Here is an 18163-nt window from a genome sequence, read left to right as displayed (position 1 = left end):
GGTATAATTGATCGTCGAATTATAAATCCTATTTCTTATTTTAATACAATTTTTCATAAATTTATAATTTTTTAGTGAGGAATTAGGTAGGGACACGGCACTGCCGTGTCCCTACGGATCTCCTGGGCAATCAACCGGATTTAATATTAGATATCCTCGGCGATTGACCGGCTTTAATATCAGATGCTGGACTAATTTTAATTGGTCGCTGAATTAACCGTTTCTTAATGGGCTGCGGCTAGGACACGGCACTGCCGTGTCCCTACGGATATCATGGGCGATCGACCGAATTTAACAACATCAGATGCTGGACTACTTCTAATTGACCGCCGACTTAACGGTTTCGGGCCCAGATACCTGAGATGAAAGGCGACTCGCCACTTGGTTGACGAAAGATTGCAAGAAGGAAACTTGCTGATTTTGCGTAAATACTGCTTGCAAAGTTTTAGTCAACTGGTCGAGACTGAAAATGCCTTTGGCAGCATTTTCCAGTTCTTGATTTTGAAAATATTCAATTAAACTCAGTCCTGCTATTCTGGTAAAATAGGCTGCACTAATTCCCTGCACCGCGCCTCCTGCTACATAGGTGACGGCATTGCTTTTCAGCAGTCCAGTAATAGTTTGGGTAGACAGTTCTACTAATCCCAATTTGAACATTTGATTAGCCAAAGTAGCCGCTACTGTCTTAGCTTGGTCTAAGGAAAACTGTTGCTTGTAGATAGCGCCGAGATCGATTACGAGTTGGGTGCTGATGGCGGTTGTTGCTAGCAAGTCTAAAGCCGGAACCGGATTAGCAAAGACGGTGGCGGCGGCGATGTACTGATATTGTTCGATAATCGGAATTGCCCGATCGCGCCTGACCGCATTTAATAAGGTTTTTGCCTCTAACTTGATACTTGCAGCCTCGCGCACTGCACTCGCCCAGACCAACTGTTGCCGTTCTTCCGTTAAGATTTTAGTCAATCTTTCTGTCAGCGCGTCGAGTTGAGAGACTTGATTTTCGATCCGTTCTTTAAATGTGCCGTCCGCTTGGTGCTGGCGCACTTTAATAGAATTGGGAGAAGCTGCGATCGCAATTATCTCTTCTGTTCCCAATATTCCTTGCATTTTCTGCTGCAAAGAGTGCAAAACCTGCGACTGCTGTTCTGGCAAATATTGGTCTTGTTTGTTCCAGACTAGCAGCACGCGCTGACCGCCAGAAGCTAGCTGAGATAATGTTTTAAATTCGGAATCTGTGATGTCGCCGGCTGTTACAAACAGCACTAAATCACCGTTGATTTTGGCATCGGCATTTGTATTAGCAAACAGCGCTGCTGTTTCTTGTAAACTAAGCTTTTGTGGGTGTTGAGAGACCCAATTAGAATTTAAAACTTGAATTAAGACAGTTTTGCCGACAGCTTTGCCGCCAGTTACGGTAATCCGCAAATCTTGTCTGTCTAATTCGGTTCTGAGCCGATCGAGCTTTGCTGTTAGATTAGCAGGATCGGCTGAGTTTTGAGCTTCTGAGGCTAGCAATTTAATTGCTGCTTCTGAAGCCGCGATCGCTTTTTCGGCTGCTTCCCGGTTCGCCAGGGGTTGCGGGAGTGCGAGTTCGAGTTTGGGGGATTGTTGTTTCCACCACCAATACCCCGCACCGGCAGCCGCCAAGCCAATGAGTGCCGTTTCGCCCATTTCTGAACCCGAATGCTGTAGAGTTTCCAGCAGCCACAGCGCTGCTGAAAGTCCTATTCCGCCTATTAAAATCGGTCGCCGCAAGTTAAGTGTCATTTTTTCCTTCCTGTGGGTATTGTCACCAAGCTTAACCTTCGCCGGCTTGGCCTCCCTCCCTATATTCCATCGTACCTCTGTGACATCCAAACTGGCAGGCGGGCGATCCGACTTTTTGCCATCGGGATTTGCGGCCCTGGCGACAATCAACTTTTTGCACTTCTACAAACGGGGAATAGGGGGCTGAAGTCCTCACTAGAAACCAATAGATTTTTACAGTATTTTGCAAATATAATAGTTGATTTTTTCTCTATGTTGGTAATGCTTGAGATTGTGATTCAAAAATATCAATTATTTGTTTGGGAATTGCTCGCGGTCGCATGGTGGTAACTTCAACCCAAACCCAAAGCGCCTCGGCTTTTAACAAGATTTCGTCACTTCCAGCTAAGCGAATTTCGTAGCGGCGGACAGCGCGCGGGCCGCGCATTTGTTCGATCCAAGTGGATATCTCCAATCGATCGCCCGCGGCTGCCGATCGCAAATAGTCAATCTCTATCCGCCGCATTACAAAGACGCCGCCCAGTTCCCGGTAGCGATCCAGTGTAAATCCCAAGTGTTCTAAATGTTCGATCGCAGCGTGTTCTAAATAATGCTGGTAAACAGCATTATTTACGTGACCTAGAGCATCCATTTCATAATGTCGCACTCTAATTTCTGTAGTAAATGGTGTCAATTTCTCACCTTTCCACTTGTTGCGGTATTTTGTAGTTCCGAGTGCGATCTCACTGTGGGTCGATACTCGCTCGGAACTGATTGCAAGTTACACTCAATAGTTGAAACGTCACTGCTTCCAGGTTAATCTTAGTCCTGGAAGCACAGACGGTCATCACCTTGGTTTTTTTACGGCAATACACTGGCTTAAACCCTCAGTCTCGGTTGAAAAACCCGGTTTCTTGCTTCTGAGTGCGTCCCCGACTAAACCTTTGAGAAATCGGACGGGTAATTGTTTAGTCTCCCAGACAAATCCCTAAACCGCGCGCCGTTTTAACCAGAGTACCATTGAACTCTACAGGTCTGTATTTGGCGATCGCATCTTCCAGAGGAACGCTCACAACTTCCCGCTTTTGCCAAGATACCATGCAGTCGTATTTCTCTTCGGCAACTAAATCAACTGCTGCCACGCCAAAAGCCGAAGCAATTAATCTTTCTAGCGGTGAAGGAGTTCCCCCGCGTTGAGTATGTCCCAAAACGGTGACGCGAGTTTCTGCACCGCTACAGTCAGAAATTGTATCAGCTAAATACTGACCAATTCCGCCTAATCGACTTTGACCTAAGCGATTTGTGTGCATTACTAACTCGCCTGCTTCTGTACGGACAGCCTCCGCTACTATAATTAAACAGTAGTTTTTTCCCCGGTCTTGGCGTTCTTGGATCTGGGCACAGATTTGGGAAATTTGGTAAGGGATTTCGGGAATCAGAATTATATCAGCTCCCCCAGAAATTCCGGCACTGATCGCAATATGTCCGGCATCGCGTCCCATGACTTCAACAATCATAACCCGACTGTGACTAGCTGCAGTAAAATGCAAGCGATCTAGTGCTTCAGTAGCAATATTGACAGCCGTATCAAAACCGATAGAACGCTCAGTAATTCCGACATCATTATCAATAGTTTTAGGAATAGCAACTAAATTCAAATTACCTTGTTGAGCAATCTTTCTGAGAATGGCAAGACTGCCATCGCCACCAATGCCAATTAAGGCATCCAAACCTAGTTTGTGATAGCCTTCGATAATGTCCTCAGAACAATCGCGTAGAGTCCCATCAGACATCGGGAAGGCAAAAGGATTGCCTTCATTTGTCGTGCCTAGCATCGTACCGCCAATGGTGAGCCACGAGTCTACTTTCTCAATATCCAAAGGAATTGCTTGAGGGGGACGACTCATCAATCCCTTGGTGGCTTGACGAATGCCCATCACTTTCCAATTGTAAGTTCCCGTTGCGCGGTGGACAACGGCTCGAATAACTGCGTTTAATCCTGCACAGTCACCTCCGCTGGTGAGGATACCGATACATTTTTGTTCTCCCATAATTAATGCCCGACTTTTGTTACTTAGAACATTACTTGATTTTTTTAGATTCCGATCGTCCAATCCTTATTTCCGACCTAAATAGGTAGGCGAAAATAAACTTTACCCTGTAACAGAATGTAAAGCAATCATAACTTTTGTGATTGCTTTCATAAGATCTCGCTCCTTTGGGGAGTGTTTCACTCACTTTTGACTACTTATGTATTTTCAAGCTTCATCGACCTAATTAAGTGCCTGATCTCTGACGCATCCCACAAGTTCGATCGCCAACTAAGTAGCATCGCCAATCACCGTCTCCAACAAAAAATCAATTTTACTTGGGATTGAGGCGTTTAGAAACTTGGTTAATTATACCGCTGAGAATAGCACCACCCATAAGAATTCCGAGGGCGGGATTAAATACGGGCTGCCAGAGACTGTACCACAAATCAAAACCGAGATTCACGCCGGTGGATCGACCTGCTACTGCGATCGCAAACCACGCAAAACTGGCAAAGACGAAAAATACATCAGCTACTAGAATGAAGTTAAGCAAGTTAAGAAATTTATCTTTCATTGCCGAGGGTTCCTTTTGAGTGTATATGTGTCAAGTTTTGGCCAGCGGTTGGTAATGGAGCAGATTGATAGCTGCAACTGGCGATCAAATAAAGATAAAATATCATTCAATTGTTTTCGCGCACAGGCTCTCAAAATATGGTTCGCTATACACTTCCTCAAAGCCCCGAAATTATTTTAACTGTCAAAGGGAAAGATTCAGCCAAAGCCCGGGAAGAAGCGATGGATCGGCTGATGGATCTCATGGATGAGGGCAAGCTGCCCACGGAACTCGTGGAGGGATTTGGGCCCAAGCAGTTTGTTGAAGTTAAGGATATCGAAGATGCTGCGTCTGAAGGGGAGGACGCGATTACTGAAGCTGTACAGATTTTGAGCAATTTGGCAAGTCTCAAATTGAAAGTGATGGAATCCCGCGAAGAAGCACTCAAAATCCGGGCGGCGATCGACATTTTGTTTACAGATGAGGCTGTGACTGCTGAAGAAATTGGTCGTTTGAAAGATGGTTTCAAGGTTCTAAAAAACTTTGCTCAAGCTAATGTCCGCTATCGAGAAGCTAGAAGTAAAGCTGAAGAAGCGCGTGCCATTCTCGACGAAGCTTTGCAATCTGTAGAACCGGAAAACAAGGGGCATAAATCCGCTAAATAGTAGCGGTCTGCATTGAAACTCACATCTTGCCTGTCCATAAAAAGCTTATTGATAATGGTGCAACATCTCAGTTAAAACCTATTTCTGTCATTGCGATCCCAAGGGAAGCAATCGCCGAGGTTTCGATTGCTTCGTTTTTTTATTCGGACATACAATAACTCTGCCGCAAGACATAATATTAATTATATTCACATTGAAATCAGGAAAAAATTGTGAGCCAACAACAAACAGGAATTCTGAGAAACTCGATGTCAGGCAGCTTGATGCTGGCTAAACAGTTAGGTTTTGAGCCCAACACTGTGATTGATGTCGGTGCGGCATTGGGAACTTTTAACCTTTATGATACTTTCCCTAATTCGCGACATTTGCTAATAGAACCAATCGCCGAAAATGAACCTTATCTCGCCAAAATTTGTCGCAAGCTCAAAAGTGCAGAATACATTATTGCGGCAGCTAGCAAAGAAGCGGGAGTTTTCACGCTTAACATCAGTCCATCTATGTTGCATTCTTCAATCTCTGAAAATTGCGTTAATGACAGCAGCAATCCTTATTTGAGAAACATACCAGCAATTACCCTGGATGGAATATGCAGGGAAAGAAATTTGCCAAGCCCGTATTTAATTAAAGTTGATGTAGACGGACAGGAATTAGATGTTTTAGCAGGAGCCACTGAGATTTTGCAGCAGACTGAATATGTAATTGTAGAAGTTACTTTGTTCGGTCAGATGTATGATGTGATGAGTTTTATGAAGTCCCAAGGCTTCGCAGCTTACGATATTGTTGATTTGTCATATCGCCCGATTGATTTAGCTTTGTGGCAAGTTGACATGGCTTTTGTTAAGGAATCCGGTCACTTCAGAAGAGAGAGGGGTTTCGCGACAGGAGAGCAAGATATCGAAGCAGTTAACTCACATCTCAAAGCTTATCGGGAAAGTTTCATGAAATACATTGACACTCATTACAGCGACCCAGTAGAGCCGGAACCACAGGTTAATCAAACTATTTTAGGCGAAGATTATGTCATTATTTAACTCAAGTTTCTTCCATATGATAAGTAGGTAAGCAGGAGTAAACAGAGCTATTTAAAAGTATGTAAACCGCCATAAATTAGACAATTTTATGGTTTTGTGGTCCTTACAATCGTTTAATAATTGTGTTTTACATCGTCTCCCTACTTACTAAATTATGGTCGCACTTCGCACTTAATTTAATTAACGATCAAGATCTAATAAATTGGTTTTCTAAATGCTGATCTTGTGGTCTATAAGCTTGCCATCTGCTGTAAATTGGCTTTCATTAGATATCAAAAAGTGTGAATGCCCTAATGTCTGCCTCACCAGGATAGAAACATCAATGCAGCTAAAAACATTAGAGATCAAGGTGTACGAACTTGAGACGTAGGGCATACCTCCGTAGCTTCTGGAGCGAGAGTAAGACTAAGTAAAGGCAATGCTTTTACTTGGCATCAAGCTGTGAAGGAAGAATTCCCCGTCAAGCTAGGCTCTGACGGGGGAGCGTCAACTACCACAATTAATCCCAAGGCGCTTTTGTTGTGAATCGTTGAGTTGCTGGCGGGCGAAGCTGTCAGCCATCAACCAATGGAGGCTTTCAATGGTAGTTCTTGATTGCAAGGTATTGCTGCCAAAATATAGTAGATGTCATATCCTTTGAAGCACTTTTATATTCTCTACTTACTGATGACTATTCAATACTACTTTCAGCAGCAAATTTAAACCATCTATTCAAAAGGTTAATACCACCCGCTAATCTGCCTTATATATCATTTTAATTCTTATAGTCTATACTCAGATTTAAACTGTTTAATTGCTAAACTTAAAGGTGAGAAGTTTTAATAAATTCTGGTTTTTTATATAGTATTAAAAGTTTTTGCGACTCTTTATACATGATGAAAATTAAATTTTGATAAAGACTCAATTATTACTTTGATAAAATCCCGATCAGATATTTTTAAGTCGTGGGTAAAGGGATTGATATCGCATCCAAGCCTCTTCTAGGGTTGGATCAACTGATTGCGGACTTGCAGCAAGCGTTGGTGCGGCTACCATTTTGATGGTGTAATTAGCATCTGCGTATACACCAATTCCGATACCCGCCAGTAGAGCAGCACCACGCGCGGAAGCAGCAGCAACTTTAGTTGCATAGAGGGGTATTCTCAATACATCAGTCAGTAATTGTTTCCAAGGCATTTCTGCCGTTCCACCACCTGCTAAACGCACTTCTGTGGCCTGAAAACCTGTTGCCTCAAGTGCCTCAAAACCTTGTCGCAAGGAAAAAGCAACTCCCTCTAAAGCTGCCCGCATCAGGTGCCCCTGTGTGTGATGAAGTCCCAGCCCTACCCATGCGCCGCGTACATAAGGGTCAAGGTGTGGAGTTCGCTCACCCGTGAGGTATGGCAAAAATGTCAATCCTTCACATCCTGGGGGAACAGAAAACGCTTTAGTATAAACTTGCTGCCAGCTCAAGCCGAGGATACCTCGCACCCACTCAAGCGCTAACCCCGCATTTTGCATGGCTGCAAGGCTGTACCACTGGTTAGGTAGGGCGGCTCGATAGAGATGTGTACGACCATGACGATCGATAATTGGTTGCGATCGAGGTGTAATAATTTGAGCGCCTGTGCCGATGGTTAGTTGAACTAATCCAGGTTCTAGTAGTCCGTTACCAAGTGCCCCCGCTGCGGTATCCGCAGCACCAGCGATAACGGGTAAGCCAACAGGTAAGCTGAGATGCTCTGAAGCAATAGTTGTTAGGTAGCCGGAGATAGCACTAGAGGGAATAATTTTTGGTAACCAATCACCACGTAGATTCAAGGCTGAGATGGCTTCTGTTGCCCAGTTGTCCGACACAACATCGTAAAGCAAAGTACCACTAGCATCAGATGGTTCGGTTGCGACTTCTCCAGTCATCCGTAACCGTAGCCAATCTTTTGGCTGAAGTGCCCAACGCGCTTCGGTGTAGACAGTAGCCTCGTGTTCTCGTAGCCACAACAAAGTTGCACCCGCCATTCCAGCCGTAATCGGGTTGCCCAATCGCTCTAGAATAGTGGCATCGAGCGAATGATAAGGGCTAAGCGTGGCACTAGAGCGAGTATCTGCCCAGAGGATAGCAGGACGCAGGGGCTGACCAGACTCCGAAGCTAGGACAACACCGTGCATTTGTCCTGAAAGTGCGATCGCCTGTACCCGATCAGCGTGATTTCCCACTGCCTTCCTCACAGCCGAGGCAACAGCTAACCACCAATCCCCTGGCTCCGACTCAGCCCATCCAGGGTGAGGTGCATGAACAGGATAGGAGCTTGATGCTTCACCTATAGTGGTTCCGTCTGTCGCTAGGAGCAATGCCTTAGCAGAGCCTGTTCCTAAGTCTATGCCAAGCAGCATTAGGCTAATCCTCAAATAGTTACAAATTAACCCTATTCTATGACTTTCTGCAAGAAATAATCTGGAAGGCTTATAGCATAAGACTTTTACCAAAATCATTGACTTCAGCCATTCTGTTAGAAAATAAACGCTCAAATGCTAGCTCTATCTACAGTTAAAAATTTGGCTCTTATTTTTATTTTCCCAGAGTGACAGAATAGGGTTAAGAATAGAAACTTAAAGAACTCTCATTCGCTCGATAGGATCCACAACTGGTATAGGACTTACGCATTGACAAAGAAAGTGATATATGGATGAAGACTTTTGGGGGACATTTAAGATGCGATCGCCCGGATGCGGGCTCTTTCCACCATCGCGAATCAGTAGGGGCAATGAAATGGCAGATAATACCTAAGATTGGGTAGTAGATTTAGGTTTGGACTATCAGAGCTATTAGTAAGCCATCTCATAGGTGCCCGCCATACCCCATTCTTCTTGAAGCGATAGCCGTTTGAATAAACCCTACTTTCTGGTAAAAGCCTGCTGCCACATCAGCGGGGTTAACAGTGACTTTATTAAGGTCATAGGTACATCGGGTGAAGAGTTCTCTACCGATTCCTTGCGGAGAAAATTCTCTTCGGACGAACAGTAACGACAAATAATTTCCTCTCTTGAAGGCAATAAAACCAACGACTATCCCATTTCATGTTGCGACTAGCATTTTCTCGCTACTCAAGATTCTGCCTCTCAATTCTTCTGGGTCACAAATTTGTTGCCATTCAGCAACACTTTCTGGTGTTCCATCTGTTAGTTCTCACAGCAGAGCAGAAGCCCACATACAACCACTGATTTGATACTCGTCTCCAAGCTCCGAGGGTCTATAGATAATTGTGTTCATGATTGTCGGTTAATCACCTTTCGCCAACGTTACTGTTGATATCAATGAATGGTCTTTAGCAATGGCGTAGGGTGCGTTGCAACGCACCCTACAATTAGGGTCGCTGCGTAAGTCCTGTTAATTTTATTGTGACTGAATTAAGATACAACCTACCTCAAACTCAAGTCATTCAGTATCTCAGCAAACGGGCGATCGCTTTTACCAATTCCTCATGTTCAAAAGGCTTCGAGATATGCACCTGAAATCCGGCAGCTAGGGCTTGCTGCTGATTGATTTCTCCAGCATAGGCAGTAAGTGCGATCGCAGGAACCGTGCCTCCCTGTTGGGGCGACCACTTTCTAATTTGTCGAATCAGGGCATAACCATCCATCTCTGGCATTCCAATGTCACATAAGAGCAGATCGGGGACAGATTGATTCAGGAGGGTCAACGCCTGTACCCCCGAAGCGGCTGTCGTAACTTGTGCGCCAGATTGCATCAGGGTGAATGCTGCCAACTCCCGCATATCGGCATCGTCGTCCACAACCAAGACCCGAACACCTGCTAAGTCGTCTGCCGCACTTTTTGCGTGCCTGTCATCAGAAGAGGGTTCCGGCTCTACGATGTTTAACGGTAGCCGGATGGTAAATGTAGCCCCTAAGTTCTGTCCTAAGCTGTCTGCTTGAACGGTTCCTCCATGCAGTTCGGTAAAATGACGGACGATCGCTAGTCCCAATCCCAATCCGCCGAATTGTCGGGTTGTTGTACCATCTTCTTGACGGAAGTAGTCAAACACATGGGGTAAAAAGTCTCGTCTGATGCCTTTTCCAGTATCTTTGACTTGAATCTGAGCATACATACCAACCTGTTCTAGTTGCACCTCGACTCGTCCTCCGGTTGGGGTGAACTTCACAGCATTGGAGAGCAGGTTCCAGACTACTTGTTGGAGGCGATTGGTATCGCCTGAAACCGTTCCTGAAATAAGATTAAATGTGGTCTGGATTTGAATGTGTTTGGCTTCGGCTGCCAGTCGTACCGTTTCCCGTGCAGCCTCAATCATTGCCGCTAGATTCACAGGAGCGACGTTAAACGTCATTTTTCCTTGCAGAATGCGCGAGACATCCAATAAGTCCTCAATTAATTGAGCTTGCAGCTTGGCATTGCGTTCGATCGTTTCCAGGGCTTGCTGGGTTTTTGTGGTATCTAGTCGCCCAGTTCGCAGCAATTTTGTCCAGCCCAGAATTGGATTGAGAGGCGATCGCAACTCGTGGGACAATACCGCTAAGAATTCGTCTTTAATCCGGTTAGCGGCTTCTGCTTTTGTGCGATCGCGTTGAGCTACCCGGTACAACTGAGCATTGTCGATCGCCAAGGAAGCACGACGAGCCAATTCCTCTGCCAGTTGCAAATCTGCTGAGGTATACCGTCGTCCAGATTCGGCTGAGATAAAGGAAATGACCCCTAGAATTCGTGCCTGAGTTCGTAGTGGCACCGTCATTACGGATTTGAATCCAACCTGCAGCAGAATCTCTAAATGCTCTGAATCACGCGCTGCCTGTACCAGCAGTTCATCGGGAATCTCCGGCAGCAAGTCAGATTGCCCAGTTCGCAGCGTCAATGCAGCACCGCGAGGGTCATCGGGGTTCAGAGGATACTTGTCTCTCATCTGATATGCCCATTCCAGTTTGGCAGGGTCGATGTGAGCAACCGCAATCTGCTCGATCGCACCATCCTCTTCTATGATGTGAACCGTACACCAGTCGGCTAATTCCGGTACTGTAAGCTGCGCGACTCGCTCTAGAGTCGTTTGATAATCGAGTGAGGATGCAAGCACTGCACTCGCCTCAGAGAGAAAGCGTTGGGCACGTTCTAAATGCACCCGTTCCGTCACATCTATCACATAAACTAGAACGCCTTCTACCTGGCTAGTTGAGTTAACCGCTGGGAGATAGTAAACATTGTAGTAACCGGGACGGCGATCGCTGCGTGCGGGAACATTCACCGCAAAGTTCGGTGAGATGAAAGGATTCCCTGTTGTGTAAATCCGATCGAAGACTTCGAGTAATTTGGGATCGAACTGACCAAAAAGTTCTCGAATTGAAGAGCCTAAGTGCTGCTCGCGGGTTAATCCATTAATTTCTGCTAATGCTTCGTTGATGGCAATAAATCGCTGCTTTTCATCTAACAGAGCAAGTCCAATGGGTGATGTTTCAAAGATGGTTTCCAGTTGGCGCTGTGCGGCTTCTGCTTCGGAGCGTGCAAGCCGCTCGCGTTCTAACAGTTGTTCTCGTTCTTGTTCTGCTTGCTTGCGCTCCGTCACATCCAGTACCAGCGATAATACCGAAATCATCCGTCCCGATTCGTCCCTGAGACTGGAGTTATACCACTCGCAATGCACAAGGTTGCGATCTTCGGTGTAATTGCGGTTGTATGAAAAAATATGGGGTTCTTCGCCATAGACCAGCCGTTGGCAGACTTCAGCAACTGCTTCCAGGTCTTCCTCAAAGACAAAAGGTATCTCTGTTAAAGATTTGCCCAGCATTTCTTCGGCTTTCCAGCCCAAAATGCGCTCTGCACCAGCAGACCACCGAATGACTCGAAAGTCTCGATTCCATTCAACCACTGCCATTGGAGAGTTTTCAACATGGAAGTTGAGCTTTTGTAGGGCTTGACGCAACGCCTCTTCTGCTTGCTTGCGTTGTGTGATATCGATGACGACGCCGATCGAGTGCTTGGGATTTCCCTGAACATCATAAGTAAACTTTCCTCTCGCTTCCACCCAGTGAACCGAGCCATCTGACCAACACAGGCGATATTCATGGTGATACTCTTTCTTTTCAGCTATGGCTTGCTGAAATTTCGCCTCAGCTTGTGCTACGTCATCGGGATGAACCCGACTTGCCCAAACCTTATAGCCCGGTTCGCACTCATTCGGTTTTAGCCCTAGTATCGTGAAGTGACCTTCTGACCAAAGCAAGTCATTGGTCTGTATGTCCCAGTCCCAGGTTCCCATGCGTCCAACCTTCAGAGCGAGTTGCAGGTGAGCTTCACTTTCTCGCAATTCCGCTTCTGCCCGCGATCGCTCCACCGCTAGCCAGGTTTTTTCGGCAATGCGCTCCATCAGCACCACATCTTCCTCGGTCCAGTGGCGAACAGAGACATGGTGCAACACCAACAATGCAACAAATCGCCCTTCTTTCACCAATGGAACACATAGGAGAGATCGGGTTTGGATTGCGTCAAAGGTAGCAGCCCCCGATCCGGCAGTCCTAGGATCGCGAGCGACATCATCTACGACAATCGTTTTGCCCTGCTTTAATTCAGCAATAAGTTCAGGGCCAAACGAATCCATGTGATGTCTACCCACCACGCTGATGACACCATTGCAATAGTCGCGATCGACGATGACATATTCCTGAGTAGAATCAATTTCGCTGTAGGTACAGCGAGTGACATTGAGGTGCTCTCCTGCGGAGCTAACCACCCGCCACATAATTTCCTTCGAGTCTTGAATGACACGAATCGCGTCATTCAGTTCAATCAAAAACTGCTGCTGCCGTTCTTTTTCCTGTAGCTCTGCCAGCAGTGACTCAATCTGTCGCCGAGCCAGAACTTCGGCTGTCACGTCAATGTTATAAATCAACACACCCTGAATGGTTCCCTCAGCATCCCGCCAAGGCGCAAAGATGTAGTTGAAGAATCCATCTTGCAACACACCATCACTGTTTCGATCCCAGTAAGCAGGCGACTCATTTCCAATGAACGGTTCTCCCGTCCGGTAAACGCGATCGAGCGCTTCAAAGTAAATTTGTCCCTCTAGCTCGGGGAAAACGTCCCGCATTGATTTCCCGAGAATGTCTGAAGTGCGCCCAGCCACTTGCAGATAGCTGGGATTGGCAAATTCATACACGAGCTCGGAACCTTTAACAATGCCAATCATGGCGGGGAACTGCATCAGGATGTCATACAACCGCTTGCGTTCGCTTTCTGCTTCGAGTCGGGCAGTTTGTTCTCGTTTTAAAAGGCGATCGCGATCCGCTTCCATTTGTTTGCGCTCTGTGATATCAACCGAAACGCCAATCATGCGAACTCCCCGTCCGGTTTCATCCAGATAAACTTGTCCCTGACTATTGATCCAGCGCACAACGCCGTCCGGACAAATTACCCGATACTCCTGCATATAGGACTGTTCTCCAGCACTTGCCTGTTGGGCCGCTTGGATCACCCGTTGTCGATCATCTGGATGAACGAGAGCAAAAAAGTCTTCTCCTGTGCCTTCGTGAAGACCCCAAACCTCTAGAGCATTACCAGAACACACCACCTGATTGCTCTGCAAATCCATATCCCAGACAAATATCTGAGCTGCCGTCAGTGCCAATTGCAGGCGTTCTTCGCTCTCTCGTAATGCCTGTTCAACCTGTTTGTAATCCGTCACATCACGAGCAATACTCAATACTGATACAACAGAATCATCACTGCCAAATTCGGGGACAATACGTGCCTGATACCATCGAATACTATTTAGAGTCGGAAAGTTAAATTCAATTGTCTGTTCCTGCCCTGTTGCAAAGACTTGCCGTAAACTATCATGCCAAAAACGATTAAGGTCTTCTGGCATTCCTAGCTCAACATTGGTCTTGCCAACAAATTGCCCTGATGGAATACCTGTTACCAGTTCTACAGAAGGGCTAACATAAATATGGCGAAACTCTGTATCAATTCGGCTAATAATGTCTGGGGCATTTTCAGCCACCATCTTGAACTGTTGTTCTCGCTGCCGCAGTTCGGATTCCAAGCGTTTGCGCTTTGTCACATCCCGAAAATAAACTGCGACACCTTCGGCAGATGGGTAGGCATTTGCCTCTATCCAAAACTCGACAGATTCCCCAAATTCTTCCCAGGAAACCGGGACTTGTTCCGTCACTGCCCGATGTAGTTCTCGATAGGGAATTGTACCGACTAGCTCAGGAAAAACATCATTCCAAACCTGCTTTCCCAGTAGCTCTTGCGGCGTTTTCTGCAGGATTTTAGCCGCCGCACGATTCACATAGGTGTAGCGCCAATCGCGATCGAAGGCGACAAAAGCATCCGTAATGCTTTCCAGAATCGTTGCCACCTTGTGCTCAGTTTCTTGGGCAGGGAACAAGTGTTCGCATTCAAGAGTGCGGGCAAAGTTTTCAATGACTTCAGAGCGAGAAATTCCTCGCCTGTGAGCCTCTTTATTTAGCGATCGCCATGCTGTATTAGTCAGAGATACGCTCACTCGTTGTTTCGTCTCCGATTTCCAATTGCTAACAAACTTGCCTCTGGCGTCGCGCTTCATGAATATCCATCCGTATGCATACACGGTCTTCTCTATTCAACCTGAGTTACTTCCTCTGGAGAATCCGCCTTAAGATAGATGCTTTGGCAAGAGAGAAGAGATGAAAGAATGACCTCAATAAATATTGCGCTGTACGGGCTGCTAAATTTCCCTTTGCACTCGTAGACATAGAGCTGGGCTAGACGGGAGAATTCCAGGGGTTTAACGTAGTGCAGCCGGGGCAGTGTCAAATAAGTTTCCTCACGGAGGCGGATGGTGCCTAAAACAATCGGGCTAGCGTTGCTTTAGCACCGAACTCATGCAGACTACGCAACTGGTCAGCAACAGTCTCGACGAAACGTGGTGAGTGTACTAAATCTCCAAAAATTTCCGATAGCTTGAGTAATAGTCTGGGATCTAATTCACTCAAACTGGCGCGTTGAGTGAGGATGTCTGCTAATGGGTTATCAAGGGGAATAGGTTTCCCTTGTTGATCATGACTATTGATGTATCGACCCCAAGCAGCAATCGTCTAACTTAAGTAATCGATCGCACCTTCAAGTTGTAATTTATCGCGGAGCGAGTCCAAAACAAACTTAGGAATTTTACCCGAGCCATTCAGGCTAAAGCCCAGAAGCTGATAGCGAATTTTCCGACGGGAAAACTGTTCAGTTAAAGTTTTTTTATAATCGTCTAAAAATCTGCACTATTCATCCCTCTTTTGTCACTTTCGGCAGGAAATAATCTGGGATGGTTATACCATAAGACTTTTACCAAAAATCTTGATTTCAGCCATTCTGTTAGATAATAAATGCTCAAATCCTTGCTCTATCTACAGTTAAAAATTTGGCTCTCATTTTTAATTTCCCAGAGTGACAAAAGAGGGATTCATACAGCAAAGATTATTCCTACTCGCAGGCCAATTGTAATTAAGCGCGATGTAAACTTTTTCCTTGAAAAACTCAGTTTTTTCTGTGACGACTGTAATGCAGAATTATTGCTGTTGTTTGTTTGGAAATCTCTATAAATATAGAAAATCGTGTCAATTTATTGCGTTAAACTTCACCTAAATCAACCTCAATAAAAAAGTTTTGGACCCTGCGGCGCCAACAGGCGATCGATCGCAACTAGGAACTCAAGAAAGGTACATTTACTACTTCCCCTGATACCGCTCCGACTTGCACTTTCAGTCCTTCGCCGCCCGCTTTTGTGCGGATGTAAGCAAGACCAAAAAAGCCGGATTCAGTTTCCGTAAAACTGGTGAGTTTGCCGACTTTATCCTCTCCGATTGTGACGGTTGTTCCGGGTTCAACCGCACCGCTTAACTGCACGCCCCAAAGTTGCTGTTTGACTCCTTTGTAGGTGTTCAACCGGGCAATTGTTTCTTGACCGATGTAGCAGCCTTTGTCATAGGTAATGGTGTGTAAAAGGCGGGCTTCTAAGGGGTTGTAATCATCTGTGAGTTCAAAATCGGGTGCGGGGCGTCCTTGTTCGATTCGCAGTTGTTCCCAAACTCGATCGCCCATCGGTACGGCCCCAGCTTTAACTAATTCATGCCACAACTTGGCTGCATCGCTTGCTGGCGCAATTAAGGTGTATCCGGGAGTTGCTAAACCGCTACCAACCGCAACTCGGACTTCCATACCTGCAAATTTTATCAATTTGTGAGTAGCGTAAGGTTGATTTTTGAGTTCGGTAACTCCGATTTTTTCTAGTAGTTGAGTGCTTTCCGGGCCGAGGAAACTGAAAGCAACAGTTGTATCGATTAAATCTGTTAACTCGACGCGATCCATTGGGAAAATATAGCGATCGAGCAATTCCAGCAGTTGGCGGCGGCGGTTGGCTGAAACTAACAGCAGTACGGCATCTTCTGTCGCGTAAGCGGTGGCGAGGTCGATCGTCCGGGCGGTGGAAGTCACGAAAACGGTGTCGCAACCTTGACCGGGTTTGAGTATATTGAAGTTATTGGTACTTTGATTGTGCAAGAACCGCAGGCGATCACTGTCTGAGATTTGAATGCGTCCCCAGTGAGTGCGATCGTACAAAGCCGCACCTTTTTTAGTTGCTGCGATCGCTTCTGCGTCATTACCAAAACTGACTGGCACAATTTCTTTGGTTGTTAACTCTGCAAAAGTAGCACCGGCCGCTGCTTGAATGTCGTGCAATTCCTGAATCAGCATAAAATTTTGTTGACTGTTGACTGTTGACTGTTGACTGATGACTGATGACTGATGACTGTTGACTGTTGACTGATGACTGTTAACTACTGCTTTCTTGTCAACTGACAAATGACTATTTGCTCAAATTGGCGAATATTTCTTGTATTAATTGACTGGCTTTGGCATCAAGACGATTCCAATCTACATCGCCCGTGTCCTCCTCAATCAAGCTAGTATCAATTACAACTTCTTGGCTTTGCAGTTGAGTGTGGGCGGGCTGGTAGTTGACAAAGCAGACTCGATAGCAAAGTTCCCAAATATCGACACATCTTTGCTCGCCTTGATTCTCTAAAATTAGTTGATAGCCCGGAATTGGAATCTGCACTTCTTGATAAGTGCCCGTCCACACAGACTCCTCTAATTGTTTGCGGATGTTGTCGAGCACTCGAATCATCGCTGGCTGCATCAGCAGTTCAGCTTGCTGCCAGGCGATCGGGCTGGTTATTTTAGGCTTCATATACAGGGTTCTAAAAAAGAAAATCAATAAATTAATTTTCTAGCATGGGGTGCCAACTTTTGAGATATCCGCCACAGAATGTTAAATTTAGTCGTCACCAAATTCAAAAGTCAGCCGTCAGCAGCAAAAGTTAAAGCCGTTCTCGGCTTGACGGCTAAAAACGGCTGGAACTGTTGATATTGAGTTATCGAATGGGTAATGTAGGATTTGAACCTACTACCAAAGAGTTAGCCCTAACATTTATAGGTAAGTCACTCCGGTCTCTCAACCTCTCTCAAATTACCATACTCACCAGCAAGAGGGGGAACTTTGAGGGAAGAAAATCACGATATAGGACACGAGCGCATCCGCGCTTATCTGAGGGAGTGCCAGAAGGCAGCACCTAAAGGTGTAAGCATCAAGCAAACCCGCAAGGGTACAAATACTTACCTGTCGTTTCAGATTACGGTCGGTTCCAAGCGTATTGAGAGGACGGTGGGGGAGTCTTGCACCATGCAGGGTATCACCAGCGCTGCTGCAAAAGCCCTACAAGTAGCAGACGCTCTCAAACGCTTGCACACTGAATCTGAGTTTCTGGCGTGGTACGATCGCGAGATTCTCAAAGTAAACGTCATTCGTAATGATTTACTCACCTTTGGTGAGGCAATAGCCAAAGTAGAAGCACTTTATTGGGGCGGTACGGACAAGAAGCGCAACAAGCGCGATCGTACTTCAGTGAGTCAGCAGGCAACATACACGTCGGTTTACGGGCGCTTTTATGCGCTGTTGCCCGCTGACAAGCTTTTTAGTACCAAGGATGTACTAGCCGCTCTGTATACCAAGATGGGCGGTACTAAGGTATTCGGTGACTGCCTGTACGCTTTCAAAAAATTAGCTCTAACTATTAACCATACATCAACCTATGAAGAACTAGAGAAAATCATACACGTAC

12 protein-coding genes and 1 pseudogene are annotated in these 18163 nt (G+C 45.9%); 3 read left to right on the top strand and 10 right to left on the bottom strand.

The window, feature by feature from the left end; all coding sequences use genetic code 11:
* Window positions 1-318: 318 nt before the first annotated feature.
* The 4 genes from QUA38_RS18870 to QUA38_RS18855 all read right to left on the bottom strand — a co-directional run bounded on the left by QUA38_RS18870 (window position 319) and on the right by QUA38_RS18855 (window position 4353).
* Entirely contained in the window at window positions 319-1917 is a 1599-nt protein-coding gene (locus tag QUA38_RS18870) for a slr1306 family protein (protein ID WP_333164390.1), read from the bottom strand.
* Between the two features lie 100 nt (window positions 1918-2017).
* Window positions 2018-2440: a thioesterase family protein gene (locus QUA38_RS18865; protein ID WP_333164388.1), complete on the bottom strand. Its 423-nt coding sequence runs from the start codon at window positions 2438-2440 to the stop codon at window positions 2018-2020.
* Between the two features lie 274 nt (window positions 2441-2714).
* Complete coding sequence (locus tag QUA38_RS18860; protein WP_333164386.1) at window positions 2715-3797, bottom strand: ATP-dependent 6-phosphofructokinase; 1083 nt, start codon at window positions 3795-3797, stop codon at window positions 2715-2717.
* A 313-nt stretch (window positions 3798-4110) separates the two neighbouring features.
* Complete coding sequence (locus QUA38_RS18855) at window positions 4111-4353, bottom strand: hypothetical protein (RefSeq protein ID WP_333069256.1); 243 nt, start codon at window positions 4351-4353, stop codon at window positions 4111-4113.
* A gap of 137 nt (window positions 4354-4490) precedes the next feature.
* Here QUA38_RS18855 and QUA38_RS18850 point away from each other — a divergent pair, with 137 nt between their 5' ends.
* Window positions 4491-4997, top strand: coding sequence for a hypothetical protein (locus QUA38_RS18850; RefSeq protein ID WP_333164384.1), 507 nt, complete (start codon window positions 4491-4493; stop codon window positions 4995-4997).
* A gap of 212 nt (window positions 4998-5209) precedes the next feature.
* A complete protein-coding gene (locus QUA38_RS18845; RefSeq protein WP_333164381.1) occupies window positions 5210-6028 on the top strand; it encodes an FkbM family methyltransferase in 819 nt (272 codons plus the stop codon).
* A gap of 927 nt (window positions 6029-6955) precedes the next feature.
* Here QUA38_RS18845 and xylB read toward each other — a convergent pair.
* The 6 genes from xylB to QUA38_RS18825 all read right to left on the bottom strand — a co-directional run bounded on the left by xylB (window position 6956) and on the right by QUA38_RS18825 (window position 17232).
* Window positions 6956-8398, bottom strand: coding sequence for a xylulokinase (gene xylB, locus QUA38_RS18840; protein ID WP_333164379.1), 1443 nt, complete (start codon window positions 8396-8398; stop codon window positions 6956-6958).
* A gap of 445 nt (window positions 8399-8843) precedes the next feature.
* Complete coding sequence (locus QUA38_RS29425; protein ID WP_445305073.1) at window positions 8844-9074, bottom strand: GNAT family N-acetyltransferase; 231 nt, start codon at window positions 9072-9074, stop codon at window positions 8844-8846.
* 370 nt (window positions 9075-9444) lie between these two features.
* Entirely contained in the window at window positions 9445-14577 is a 5133-nt protein-coding gene (locus tag QUA38_RS18835; protein WP_333164394.1) for a PAS domain S-box protein, read from the bottom strand.
* A 259-nt stretch (window positions 14578-14836) separates the two neighbouring features.
* Window positions 14837-15085 (bottom strand): hypothetical protein, encoded by a 249-nt coding sequence (locus QUA38_RS29420; protein ID WP_445305072.1) that lies wholly within the window; start codon window positions 15083-15085, stop codon window positions 14837-14839.
* 598 nt (window positions 15086-15683) lie between these two features.
* Entirely contained in the window at window positions 15684-16733 is a 1050-nt protein-coding gene (gene ygfZ / locus QUA38_RS18830; protein WP_333164392.1) for a CAF17-like 4Fe-4S cluster assembly/insertion protein YgfZ, read from the bottom strand.
* Window positions 16734-16848: 115 nt separating this feature from the next.
* Window positions 16849-17232: a hypothetical protein gene (locus tag QUA38_RS18825; RefSeq protein ID WP_333164376.1), complete on the bottom strand. Its 384-nt coding sequence runs from the start codon at window positions 17230-17232 to the stop codon at window positions 16849-16851.
* A gap of 309 nt (window positions 17233-17541) precedes the next feature.
* On the opposite strand from QUA38_RS18825, the pseudogene QUA38_RS18820 reads away from it, so the two are divergent.
* Window positions 17542-18163: pseudogene (locus QUA38_RS18820) on the top strand (hypothetical protein); the annotation flags it as partial.

Source organism: Microcoleus sp. Pol12B4 (assembly GCF_036701385.1).
GTDB lineage: Bacteria > Cyanobacteriota > Cyanobacteriia > Cyanobacteriales > Microcoleaceae > Microcoleus.
Note: the sequence above shows the minus strand (reverse complement) of the source record. Positions and strands in the feature narration are given on the sequence as shown.

What these genes read in the sequence shown, in the direction of transcription:
- QUA38_RS18860 (WP_333164386.1), bottom strand. Translation starts at nt 3,797, where the DNA reads ATGGGAGAACAAAAATGTATCGGTATCCTCACCAGCGGAGGTGACTGT.
- QUA38_RS18855 (WP_333069256.1), bottom strand. Translation starts at nt 4,353, where the DNA reads ATGAAAGATAAATTTCTTAACTTGCTTAACTTCATTCTAGTAGCTGAT.
- QUA38_RS18850 (WP_333164384.1), top strand. Translation starts at nt 4,491, where the DNA reads ATGGTTCGCTATACACTTCCTCAAAGCCCCGAAATTATTTTAACTGTC.
- xylB (WP_333164379.1), bottom strand. Translation starts at nt 8,398, where the DNA reads ATGCTGCTTGGCATAGACTTAGGAACAGGCTCTGCTAAGGCATTGCTC.
- QUA38_RS18835 (WP_333164394.1), bottom strand. Translation starts at nt 14,577, where the DNA reads ATGAAGCGCGACGCCAGAGGCAAGTTTGTTAGCAATTGGAAATCGGAG.
- QUA38_RS18825 (WP_333164376.1), bottom strand. Translation starts at nt 17,232, where the DNA reads ATGAAGCCTAAAATAACCAGCCCGATCGCCTGGCAGCAAGCTGAACTG.